General features: G+C 69.9%; 6 protein-coding genes. 5 read left to right on the plus strand and 1 reads right to left on the minus strand.

Annotated features, from left to right (window positions below; genetic code table 11):
* Positions 1-112 precede the first annotated feature (112 nt).
* The 3 genes from O7601_RS18355 to O7601_RS18365 all read left to right on the plus strand — a co-directional run bounded on the left by O7601_RS18355 (position 113) and on the right by O7601_RS18365 (position 4,722).
* Positions 113-1,624 (plus strand): family 43 glycosylhydrolase, encoded by a 1,512-nt coding sequence (locus O7601_RS18355; RefSeq protein ID WP_281562329.1) that lies wholly within the window; start codon positions 113-115, stop codon positions 1,622-1,624.
* Positions 1,625-1,679: 55 nt separating this feature from the next.
* The gene (locus O7601_RS18360) at positions 1,680-3,338 is read left to right on the plus strand and encodes an RICIN domain-containing protein (protein WP_281562330.1); all 1,659 of its coding nucleotides are present in this window, start codon (positions 1,680-1,682) and stop codon (positions 3,336-3,338) included.
* Between the two features lie 361 nt (positions 3,339-3,699).
* Entirely contained in the window at positions 3,700-4,722 is a 1,023-nt protein-coding gene (locus O7601_RS18365; RefSeq protein ID WP_281562331.1) for a LacI family DNA-binding transcriptional regulator, read from the plus strand.
* A 116-nt stretch (positions 4,723-4,838) separates the two neighbouring features.
* On the opposite strand, the gene O7601_RS18370 is transcribed toward O7601_RS18365, so the two are convergent.
* The gene (locus O7601_RS18370; RefSeq protein WP_281562332.1) at positions 4,839-5,840 is read right to left on the minus strand and encodes a carboxypeptidase-like regulatory domain-containing protein; all 1,002 of its coding nucleotides are present in this window, start codon (positions 5,838-5,840) and stop codon (positions 4,839-4,841) included.
* Between the two features lie 198 nt (positions 5,841-6,038).
* Between O7601_RS18370 and O7601_RS18375 the strand changes: the two genes are divergently transcribed.
* Entirely contained in the window at positions 6,039-7,139 is a 1,101-nt protein-coding gene (locus O7601_RS18375; protein ID WP_281562333.1) for a hypothetical protein, read from the plus strand.
* Positions 7,140-7,143: 4 nt separating this feature from the next.
* The gene (locus O7601_RS18380) at positions 7,144-10,758 is read left to right on the plus strand and encodes a CHAT domain-containing protein (RefSeq protein WP_281562334.1); all 3,615 of its coding nucleotides are present in this window, start codon (positions 7,144-7,146) and stop codon (positions 10,756-10,758) included.
* The last annotated feature ends 20 nt before the right edge of the window (positions 10,759-10,778 follow it).

A 10,778-nucleotide genomic window follows, 5' to 3' on the forward strand; every position in this document is an offset into this window, starting at 1 on the left:
GCGCCTGCCCACCGGGATGGTCTCCTCCCTGGACCCCGAATGCGGCTACGCCGAGCCGGCTGCCCGGAGGCAGACCTCCACCTATCGACGAACTCGCCACCTGGGAGAGCGCATGCTGCACAGGTACCTTTTCCCCCCGAACGACCGCCGGGCGGTCAACCCGGCGCTCGCCGATGGCCCTTCCCGCTGGCGCCTGCGGTCGATGCTGGCCGCGGTGCTCGCGATATCCGCCATCTCGGCCGGCCTACCGGTGGCCGGGCCCGCACAGGCCGCACCCGCGGTGAACTACACCAACCCGCTGGTGAACCAGCGGGCCGATCCGCACATCGTCAAGCACACCGACGGCTACTACTACATGACCGCGACGGTGCCGCAGTACGACCGGATCGTGCTCCGCCGGGCGAGCACCCTGCAAGGACTGGCCACCGCCAGCGAAACGACGATCTGGCGCCGGCACACCAGTGGGGAGATGGGTGCCCACATCTGGGCTCCTGAGATCCATTACATCAACAACAGGTGGTACGTCTACTTCGCCGCCGGGCGCACCGACGACGTGTGGCGGATCCGGATGTACGTGCTGGAGAACACGAGCGCGAACCCGCTGTCCGGCTCGTGGACCGAACGGGGTCGAATCAGCACGCCGTGGGACACGTTCAGCCTGGACGCCTCGACGTTCGTGGTCAACGGGGTGCGGTACCTGACCTGGGCGCAGCAGGAGCCCGGTATCTCCACCAACTCCAACGTCTACCTCGCGCGGATGGGAGCCAACCCGTGGCAGATCACGGGTACAGTGACCCGGCTGGTCGTGCCGACGTACGACTGGGAGACCCGTGGCTACCGGGTGGCCGAGGGGCCGGCGGTGATCCAGCGCAACGGCCGGGTCTTCCTGACCTACTCGGCCAGTGCCACGGACGCGAACTACTGCCTGGGACTGCTGAGCGCGTCCGCCACCGCGAACCTGCTCGACGCCGCCGCCTGGAGCAAGAGTCCGACCCCGGTGTTCGCCAGCAACGCGGCCACCGGACAGTACGGCCCCGGACACAACTCCTTCACGGTGTCCGAGGACGGGCAGAGCGACGTCCTCGTCTACCACGACCGCAACTATCGCGACATCGTCGGTGACCCGCTGAACGACCCGAACCGACGGACCCGAATCCAGAAGCTGTACTGGAACGTCGACGGCACCCCGAACTTCGGTATCCCGGTGCCCGACGGCGCCACCCCGGTGCGGTTGCGGTCGCATGACCTGACCACCAGCTACGTCCGCCACTACGACCACCGTGCCCGGATCGAGCCGAACGTGACAAACCTGGCCGACTCGCAGTTCCGCATCGTCCCCGGCCTGGCCGGCGGGGGGACCGTATCACTGGAGTCGACGAACTTCCCCGGCTACTTCCTGCGTCACCGTGACTTCGCCCTCTACGTCGAACGGGACGACGGGTCGACCCTGTTCGACTCGGACGCGAGCTTCCACCGTCGGGCCGGCCTCGCCGACAGCGCCGGGCTCTCCCTGGAGTCGCAGAACTTCCCAGGGCGGTACGTGCGCCACCGCAGCGGCCTGCTCCATGTGGAGACGGTCAGCTCGAACGCCGACCGTGGCTCCGCCACATTCCACCTGGAGTAGCAGCCTGGCGCGAGCCGACCATGATCACCCTTCCGCCACGTTTGGAGGTTCAACGATGCTCAACCCCGCAGTGAAATCGCCCCTCGGCCCTCCGGGGCGACGCGCCGCCCTCGTGCTGACCCTGGTGGTGGCGCTGGCCGGCGCGATCGGTGTCGCCGTGCTGGCCGCGCCGTCGGCGCAGGCGGCCACCATCGACACCAGCGCCTACTACGTGCTGGTCAACCGGCACAGCGGCAAGGTCCTCGATGTCCGCGACACCGCCGTCGACGACGGTGCGGTGATCCAGCAGTGGTCCCGCAACGACGGTGAGTGGCAACAGTTCCAGTTCGTCTCCTCCGGCAGCGGCTACTACCGTCTGAAGGCTCGCCACAGTGGCAAGGTCGTCGACCTGTGGGAGTGGAACGTCGCCGACGGCGCGGAGTACCGGCAGTGGCCCGATCTCAACGCCACCAACCAGCAGTTCCAGGTCCTCGACTCCGACGGGGGATACATACGGCTGATCAACAGGCACTCCGCCAAGGCATTGGAGGTCTGGGAGTGGTCGACCGCCGACGGTGCCCGGATCAGTCAGTACGCCGATCTCAACGGCGCCAACCAGCAGTGGCAGATGGTCCGGGTCGGCAGCGGCGGCACGCCGACCACGCCGCCACCGAGCGCCGGTTGCGGTAGCGGCTCGTTCCAGGCCGAGGCCGTGCTGAACGGAAGCACCTGGACATCCCGCAACGGGTCGTCGACCGTGTACTCGGGCTCGAACATGCTGTCGGCGATGCAGGCGGCGGTGAATTCGCTGCCGGCGGGACGAACCGCCAAGCAGCGGGTGGTGGTGCGGGGCTCCGGTTCGATGAGCGCGGGATCTCGGTTGTCGCTGCCGTCGTACACGACACTGGCGGTGTGCGGCACGATCAACGTGACCGGTTCGGGGTCGGGTGACTACGCACCGGTCTACTCCCGCGGCACCACCGACATCGAGGTGCAGAACCTGACCCTTACCGGAGCGCCGCTGTACGGGATCTTCATGCGCAACGTGAACAACCTGACCCTCGGGCAGATCGACATGCGCCTCTCGGGCGGCCTGGGCGTACGGATCGACAACCACGGCGGCGACCGGGCGGTCAAGGTGCGCAATGTACGGATCGACAACGTGTACGTCTCCGGGACCGGCGCCCACGGTGTGGAGACGTACGGCGTGGACGGGCTGACCATCGGCACGGTCACCGCGCGAAACACCGGCTACTCCGGTCTGCTGCTCAATGACACCATCAACGCCACGGTGGGCACGGTCGACGCGCAGGGTGCCGGGACCGGGACCGGGTACGCGGCGTTCCGGATGGCCAACCGAAACGGTCGGGTGGGTAGCTCGTACCCGACCAACATCCGGGTCGGGAACGTGATCGCGTCCGGCGGCGGCCGGGGGATCTTCTGTGTTTCGGAGTCCGGCGGCGCGGTCATCGACCGCGTGACGATCTCGAACACCGGGAACAACTCGATCCTCGTGGAGAACTGCTACAACGTCACCATCGCTGGAGTGTCCGGCACCGTGACGGGCGGCGGCGAGGTGCGAATCTCGTCGCGGACGGAGTTCCCGATCTCCTCGGGCATCCGGTTTCAGAACCTGACCGTAACCAACACCAACATCACCCAGAGTCCCTGTGGCGGAGCGAACAACACAATCAGCAACGTCACGCGGGTCAGCTCGACCTTGACCTGGTGTTGACTGGCGGCCTCACCGTCGTACACCGCCTGCTCGGGCAGGCGGTGTACGCAGCCTTCGCGGCAACTCGTGCTACCGCTTGCCGAAATGGTTTTCGTGGGGGAGGGTGGCGGGCTGGCGGTAGTCTCCTGGTAGGCGTTGCCGAAACCCTTTTCGGCGGGCATTGTCTGAGGAGGGGCGACGGCCTGGCCCGGCGAAGCGGCGGGCTGCTGCTTGCCGAGCGTGCGTCTGTGGATCTTCGCCGGCCGGTGAGGGAGGGGTGGCGTTGATTGAGAAGCGTGACCTGGTTGTGGCGGGCGGGCCGCGTCCGCTGTCTGTCCCGCCTGGCGGTGAGCGGTCGCCCGGTCGATCGGGGCGGTCGATCATGCGTGATGTGGCGGAGCTGGCCGGCGTTTCCGCGCAGACGGTGTCCCGGGTGATCAATGGGCATCCGCATGTCGCGGCCGAGACCCGGCAGCGGGTGACCGCCGCCATGCGGGTACTGGATTACCACATGAACCTGGCGGCCCGGGCGTTGGCCACCCGCCGTTCCGGCACCCTGGGCATCGTGGGTTACGAGAGTCCGCTGTACGGGCCGACTTGCATGCTGTACGCGATCGAGGCGGCGGCGCGGGCCGCGGGTTATGTCGTCAGCGTGGCGAGTGTGCGGGATCTCGACCGGCGGTCGGTGCTCGACGCGGTGGCCTGGCTGCGTTGTCAGTCGGTCGAGGGGGTCATCGCGATTGCGCCCAAGTCGGCCATGGCCGGCGCGTTGGTCGAGGTGTCGACGGAGGTGGCGTGCGTGACCGTGGGCGGAGGGTGCAGTGAGGCGGTGTCGAGTGCGCGGATCGACAACGTCGCCGGGGCGCGAGCGGCCACCCGGCATCTGCTCGGCCTGGGACACCGGACCGTCCACCACCTGTCCGGCCCGGGTGACTGGCCGGAGGCGGGTGAACGGGTCGCCGGCTGGCGGGAGGCGCTCCAGGCGGTGGGCGCACCGGTGCCGCCACTGGTGCCCGGCGACTGGAGCGCCAGCGCGGGATTCGAGCAGGGCGGCCGACTGGCGCGGGACCCTTCCGTTACGGCGATCTTCTGTGCCAGCGATCAGCTCGCCCTGGGCGTGCTGCGGGCGCTGCACGAGGCCGGCCGGAGAGTCCCGGAGGATGTCAGCGTGGTGGGCTTCGACAGCATCCCCGATGCCGAACACTTCCTGCCACCGCTCACCTCGGTACGGCAGGACTTCGCCGAACTCGGCCGCCACAGTGTGCGGCTGCTGCTGTCGCAGCTCGACCGGACCGTCGACCGGCGGAGCACAGCACGCGAACTGCTGGTGCCTGAACTCGTTGTTCGGCAGAGCACGGCAGTCGCAACCGGCACGACACCGTCACCGGAGCAGCAGACCGGGTGACCGCCGGAAGCCGATGTCGGTGGGGCAGTGGTGCGACGACTCCCTTCACTCGGCTGGTTTACGCTTCAGGGGACCTGGGCAGACGTGCGTGAGCATGCCCGTCAGCGATCGACCGACTAATCGGAACAGATGGGGTCCGAGCCCTCGCCGACCGGGGGTACGAAAATGTCGACCGTCTGCCCCTGACTGTCGATTTCCAGGGCGAAGCTGGCCACGCACCGGTCGCCGAGGGTCGCCGTGACGGTGTAGGCACCGCGCGTCAGGTCGGTGAAGGCGTAGCCGCCGTCGGCGCCGGAGGTGGCCTGATGATCGCCGGGTCGCAAGGTGATGACGGCACCGGCCTGTGGCAGGAAGTACGCGTCCCACACCGTGCCGGCCAGACTCGTGGCCGGCAGCACGGTGAACTCGCCCTGGCTCAGGCCGCTGACCCGACTGCCGTTGTCATCCACCGCGACCGCGTAGATCGGCCGTGAACCGCTGACATTGCCGACGTCGAGGACGACCGTGGCCGAGCCACCGGCGCTGATGGCAGGCACGGTGCTGCCCAGCCCAGTGCCATCGATGCTGTATCGGAAACTGGTGACGTCGGTATCACCCTCCGCGTCGAACGTCACCGTGAGCTGACCGCCCGCGGAGACCTCGCTGCCGTTGGGGAACGTGATCGCCGGCGGCAGCGGCACGGCCGGATAGCCCGGCCCGGAGTCGGCCCGGACAGTGAACCTGTAGGTCACCGGAGCGGAGATGCGACCCGCGCGGTCCCGCGACCACACCCACAGCACGTTGATGCCGTCATGCTTCGGGGACACGCTGATCGTCGCTCCGCGGTCAGACGTCCGCGCCGGGACGGTCTCCGCCGCGATCAGCACACCGGAGTCCAGGCTGTAGGCGTACTCCTTCACCTTGCCCGGCCGGACGGCCGGCGCGGTCACCTCGAACGTGCCGGTCACGTCCACCCCGCCGCTCGGGGTGCCGTCATTGGGATAGTCGTCGGAGCTGACGCTCGACGGCGGCGACGGCGGTGTGATGCCGGACGGCGCCGCCGTGGCCGGGCCCGGCGTGATCACCCCCGCCACGAGCATGACCGCCGCGACCGTGGCGGTCCATCCACGCCGCGACACAGGTACGCACACACCAGCCATCCAGCACCCCCGTGATCCAGGCAGGTCAGTGCGGGCAACTCTACGGATAGCTGCCGCTGTATGTAAACGGCGGCCGCCGTCCGTAACGGCTACGACGAACTGCTCGGTCGCGCGGTACCTCGCGCCGTGCGATCGCGCGCTAACGTGACGGAGTTGAGCCGGAGTGGGGAGCAGTGCATGGCGTTGCGTCATCTTGTGCGCCGGGTGCTCGCTCGGCAGTCGGAGGGCATCATCGCTCGACCTGTGCCCACACTGGACGGGCCGACCGACGCCGCGCCGTTCGTGACGGACGAGGTCTATCTGGTGATCAGGGTCAGCCAGTTGTGGCTGGCCAACGAGCGCGAGTTGTGGCGGGAGTTCCTGCCCTTCGGAGCCGTGGTGACCGAGTTCCTGCGCGATGGTGACCGGGTCGCGGTGCCGCACCTGATAGGTGCGGGCGAGCTGAGTCGGCGGCTACAGGTGACCGGTGAGCGCGACGCGGTGGAGATCTCCAACCTGCGGGTGGCCGGACCTGTGCCCTACGAGGGCGACGACGTGAGTCTGTTGCTGGCGCTGTTCCGAGCGAAGACGTCGGACACGTTGCAGCGATCGCTGAACCTGATCGAGAACGTGAGTAGCGCCATCGGCTTCGCCGGGCTACTGGGCTCCACCAGGGTCGCCAAGGCGCTCATCGACGGTATCGACTCCTTCGTGGACTCGGCGGCGCTGGAACTGCGCGTCGGCGTGCACCAGTCCTGGTCCACTCCGACCGGTCCGGGCGGGGTGGCCCGTGGCCCGACGGAGCTGGCACCCACCCACTTCGTGGTCATCCGCCGGCCGGCGGGGGAGGCGACCCAGGCGGAGTTGGCGTCGCTCGGGGTGGCCGGCGGTCGGCTCTGCCGGGTGGCCGCGGACGGCACGACCGTGCCCTATACGGAGCACGACTTCATCCTGGTTCAGGTCGAAGCGACCCGGCACCGCGACGACTACCGCCAGCTGGCCTTCTTCCGGCTCTGGCAGCGGACCCGCCAGCATCTCGCGGACGGCGACCTGGGGGCGGCCCAGGTGCTGTGGCGGCAGACGGCCGGGGCGCTCTGCACCGACGAGTTGATCCGCCCACAACAGGAGGCCCTTTTCGAGGAGTACCAACGCCAGTACGTCGCGCTGGTGGAGCGAGCCTCCTCCCCGGCTGCCACCGTACGTGGCGGGGAAGACCGCAACGACGACGGGTCCGACGGCGAGGGTGCGACGGAGTTCGAAGACGACCCGGAGATCCTGCTGCGACGATTGGGGCGCTGAGGCCATGCCGTTCTTCCGCCGACGCCGATCCGGCTCCGGTGCCCCGCTCGACCGGGATCGGCCGACAGAGCCGGGCGGAGGTGACGAGGTCACCGAGGAGATATTGCTGAGCGTTACCGACTGGGTGCACGGGCTCATCAACACCGGCCAGCTGGCGGAGGCGGACCGGGTGCTGCGGGGACTGGTCGGCCACGCTAGGGCCCTCTCGCCCAGCCCCGCCAGCTTCCTGGTCTTCCGGCTGCTCGGCCAGTGCGCGCGGGTCGCCGGTCGGCTCGACGACGCCCGCCGGGCGTACGGGTCGGCCTTCGAGGTGGCCGCCGCGATGCCGGAGAGCGACCTGGAGCGGGCTGTGGACCTGCGGGTCGCGGCGATCACCGGGATGGCCACCGTGGAGATCGCCGATGATCGTCTGGAGCAGGCGGCCAAGCTCTTCGGCATGGCGACCCAGCTCGCGGAGCTGGTCACCGACAAGACCGGCCTGGTCTCGGTGCTCTCCGGGCACGCGGAGGTGTTGCACCAGCAGGGCAAGGACGGTGCCGAGGAGCTCTACCGCCGGGCGCTGGCCCAGCCCGGCGTGGCGGGACCCCGGCGTGGGATCCTGCTGGACAACATGGCCCGGGAGTTCTTCCGGCAGGGCCGGCACGACGAGGCGGTCGAGGCAGCGGCGGAGGCCGTACGGTTACTGGCCGACTCGCCGGCCCGGTACGACGCCTACAAGGCAATGATCAATTTAGCGACGATACGCCGGGAGGCAGACGGCGGCTCCGCCGGTGACGCGTTCGCCGCCGCCCACGACCTCATCCACGACCTGCACTCCGAGGTGGACGCCGCACATTACACGACCGGCTTCCGGGCGCGGGTCGAGCGCATCGAGGCGGCGACCCGGGAGCGGATGGGCGATGACCCGCTGGCCCTGGCCCACCCGGCCTTCCGGGAGATGGTCGGGAAGCTGGGCGACCCACGGATACGTCGGGATCTCACGATCGGTGCGCCGGCCTATTTCGCCAAGCGAGCGAGTGAGGACGGTCAGCGGCATCTGATGGAGCACCGCTACGGCGAGGCGGAGCGCTCCCTGCGCACGGCCGAGGAACTCTGGAACCAGCTCGGGGCCGCACACGCGCTGCCGGCGGTCTGGTCGTCGCTCGGCCTGCTCTACACCACGGTCGGTCGCTACGACGAGGCGCTGGCGCTGCTGGAGCAGGCTCGACGGACGGCAAACGAGATCGGCGACGCCCGCGCCGAGTTCACCGCGTTGATCAATCTGTGTGCGCTGCTCTCCCGCGAGCCGACCCGTACCGGGTTGAACCTGTTGGAACTGGCAGCGCGGGCGCGGGCGCTCTTCGTCTTCCTGACCGCGCAGTTCCCCGCCGAGACCACCGGCGACCTGGGCATCCTGGACTCCATCATGGCGGGTGTGGCCCGCGACTACGGCGCGACGGCGCTCGCCGACCGCTACCTGCTGGCTTCGATCGACGCGGTGCAGCGCGCCCACGACCGGCACGGTGCGGAGCTGCCCTTCGCCGGCCTGGACCGGTTGGCGCTCCGACTCGGCACACTGGTGCTCGACTGGTCGCGCTCGGGCCGGACGGAGCAGGCCGCGCCCTTCCGGGCCCGACTTGTCGCGTTGCGCGGCGAGGCGACAGTCGCGGCCGTGCGCTATCCGGCGGATGCGGCGCTGGGTCTCGCCGCGCTGGCCGCCGGTGAGCGCACCGAACAGACGCTGCGGGTGCTTCGCGACGCCTGCGACGGTTACGACGAGCTGCGCCATGGGATCGCCGACCTGAGCGACGCGGCAGGCTACGGTGCGATCTTCACGCCGCCATTTGTCGAGGCCGCCGACCTGGCGGTGGAGCTGGGCCGGGTCGAGGAGGCGTTCGCGCTGCTGGAGCGGGCGAAGTCGCGGGCGCTGCTGGAGGCGATGCGGGACCGGGAGACCGGCGTCGACCCGGCTGACCCGCTGGTGGCCCGCGAGGCCGCGCTCTGGGCCGAGCTGCGGCGGCTGCGCGCCTCGGGCATGGACGTCGGCGGCTCCGCCGAGGTCGTGGAGCGTCGGCGGCTGTTGGTGCGTCGGATGTCGGCCTCCGAGGAGCAGTTGCGGGTACGCGGTGAGCTGCATGACCTGTGGCAGCAGATGGCTGCGACCCACCCGACGATGCGCGCCCACCGGATGGCCGAGCCGATCACCGCCGACGAGGTCGCGCCGTTGCTGGCCGACGCGGGAGACGCCGTCCTCGTGGAGTACCTGACCGGCCCGTTCGGCGTGTGGGCGTTCACGTTTAGCGGCACCGACCTCACCGCCCGACGTCTGCTGGGGCCGCACGGTCCCGGCGCTCCGGCCGGCATCGACGTTGAGGGCTGGGCGGACCTGCTCGCATCGGTGGACGACGACGGGATGCGCCGGCTGGTCGAGCATCCGGTGCACGCCGCACTCACCGCGCCCATCGCCGAGGTGCCACCCGGCCGAGCCGTCTACGTGGTACCGCACGGCACCCTGCACCTGGTTCCCCTGCATGTGCTTCCACCGGCCAGGACCACCGACGATGCCGGTGGAGCCGGGCCATCCGATACCGCGGAGATCAGGGTCCGGCCCAGGACGTATTTGCTGCCGAGCGCCTCGCTGCTACGGGCACACCGGTCGGTCCCGGCACGCACCAACCCGCACGGCGGCGAACCCGAGATGCGCTCCGCGCCGCCGGGCCGCGTCCTCGTGTGCGGCGATACCCTCGGTGACCTGCCTTATGCGCGCGCCGAGTGCGCCTATGTGGCTGCCCGGCTCGGCGGCACGGAGCGGACCGGCGCGGCCGTTACCTCGGCGTGGCTCGCCGACGCTCTCGCCGGGCCCGAACGGCCCCGGTTGGTGCACCTGGCCTGCCACGCTGTCTTCGATCGACGGCGCCCTGAGCGCAGTGGACTGGTGCTGGCGGCCAGTCCGGCACCTGGTGCCCCGAGGGACCTGGATGACGGTATGCGGGGACGGCATTTCGACGGGGACCGGCGACGCGGCGAACCGCTGGATCCGCGCGCCGCCGATCTGGTGAGCCTGGCCCGCCTGGCGCGGTGGAACTGGAGCGGGGTGCTTGTCGTACTGAGCGCCTGCGACAGCGGTCGCCACGAGGTGCGCGACGGAGACGAACTCGTCGGGCTGGGCCGGACCCTGCTGGCGGCTGGCGCCAGCGGCCTGGTGACGGCGATCCGGCCGGTCCCCGACCTGGCGACGGCGCTGCTGATGGGTTGGTTCTACGACGGGCTGGACCCGGCGGGTCAGCTCGGCCTGGCGCAGGTCGGCACGGTCCTCGGCCAGGCGCAGCGGCAGTTGCGCGGGGCGAGTGCGGCCGACCTGGTGGAGCGGGGCGTCCACCTGGTGGCGGCGGGGGGTGACCAGGCATTGCTAGGGTGCCGCACCATTGCCCTGGCGCACCGGACGGCCGGCGAAATGGAGGCGTTCGTGACCTGGCAGCGCCATCTGAGCAGGCTCGTGGAGGGTCAGTCCCTACCGGCGGGGGCGACATCCCGACACGTTTCCACGAACGCACCGGCGTACCGGACGGTCCGTCCGTTCGCCGGACTGGCCGACTGGGTCTCGTTCACCGTCTACGGCGCCGCGCCGGTCGGAAGTTAGGTTTCGACCAGCACACCGAC

The organism is Verrucosispora sp. WMMD573 (assembly GCF_027497175.1).
In the GTDB taxonomy this organism is placed as follows: domain Bacteria; phylum Actinomycetota; class Actinomycetes; order Mycobacteriales; family Micromonosporaceae; genus Micromonospora.

What these genes read in the sequence shown, in the direction of transcription:
- O7601_RS18375 (WP_281562333.1), top strand. Translation starts at nt 6,039, where the DNA reads ATGGCGTTGCGTCATCTTGTGCGCCGGGTGCTCGCTCGGCAGTCGGAG.
- O7601_RS18355 (WP_281562329.1), top strand. Translation starts at nt 113, where the DNA reads ATGCTGCACAGGTACCTTTTCCCCCCGAACGACCGCCGGGCGGTCAAC.
- O7601_RS18360 (WP_281562330.1), top strand. Translation starts at nt 1,680, where the DNA reads ATGCTCAACCCCGCAGTGAAATCGCCCCTCGGCCCTCCGGGGCGACGC.
- O7601_RS18380 (WP_281562334.1), top strand. Translation starts at nt 7,144, where the DNA reads ATGCCGTTCTTCCGCCGACGCCGATCCGGCTCCGGTGCCCCGCTCGAC.
- O7601_RS18365 (WP_281562331.1), top strand. Translation starts at nt 3,700, where the DNA reads ATGCGTGATGTGGCGGAGCTGGCCGGCGTTTCCGCGCAGACGGTGTCC.